This window comes from Streptomyces mutabilis (genome assembly GCF_014649815.1).
In the GTDB taxonomy this organism is placed as follows: Bacteria; Actinomycetota; Actinomycetes; order Streptomycetales; family Streptomycetaceae; genus Streptomyces; species Streptomyces mutabilis.
On record NZ_BMTT01000182.1, the window covers coordinates 1 to 639 of the forward strand.

Consider the following 639-nt stretch of genomic DNA (forward strand, 5'->3'; position numbering starts at 1 on the left):
ATAATATACAACAGCAATTAAATAAATCAAAAAATACTAAAATTGAAAATGAAAAAAAAAGAGCATCAGATTATTATAAAGATAGAACAACGGTTGCTATTAAAAAAAGCACTAGAGCATTACTTAATGATTTAGCTGATGAAAACAGAACAAGCTCTTACGATATGCTAGATGAGGTCATTGAAAGTTATGCTAAAAACAATCATTCTGATCGTTATGAGAAATATTTAAATAAAGAATTAAAAGGGCAGGAAAGCTAATTCAAAGTGGCTTTCTAATTTTTTCGTCTACATTGTAGATGTTGTATGTATAATCTATAATATAGATGAAAAGTATGAGAAGTATTATACTAATTATATAAGGAAGAAAAACCATTATTAATCGTCTATATTATAGACGAAATATAGAAAGTTACTTATGAGTAAAGCAAACATGATATCAATGATTGATGTTATGTATGGTTTGAGTAAAGAAGAATGTAATTCTTTATTCACTCAGACAAAGGATGAGGTTGAAAGAATATACATTAATTATTATCAGGAATAAGATGATGAGCAAATTCAGATAAGCTACTTTCAAAAATAGTATAATTGGAGGAATTAAATTGAAAGAGTATATTAAATGGTTTTTAGAAGATGT

2 protein-coding genes are annotated in these 639 nt (G+C 25.8%); both read left to right on the forward strand.

Annotated features, from left to right (window positions below):
* A partial coding sequence (locus IE142_RS35285; RefSeq protein WP_191889460.1) for a hypothetical protein occupies window positions 1-260 on the forward strand: 260 nt, incomplete at its 5' end.
* Between the two features lie 157 nt (window positions 261-417).
* A complete protein-coding gene (locus IE142_RS35290) occupies window positions 418-546 on the forward strand; it encodes a BH0509 family protein (protein ID WP_142295958.1) in 129 nt (42 codons plus the stop codon).
* Window positions 547-639 lie beyond the last annotated feature (93 nt).

Coding starts and splice junctions, on each gene's coding strand:
- IE142_RS35290 (WP_142295958.1), top strand. CDS start 418: ATGAGTAAAGCAAACATGATATCAATGATTGATGTTATGTATGGTTTG.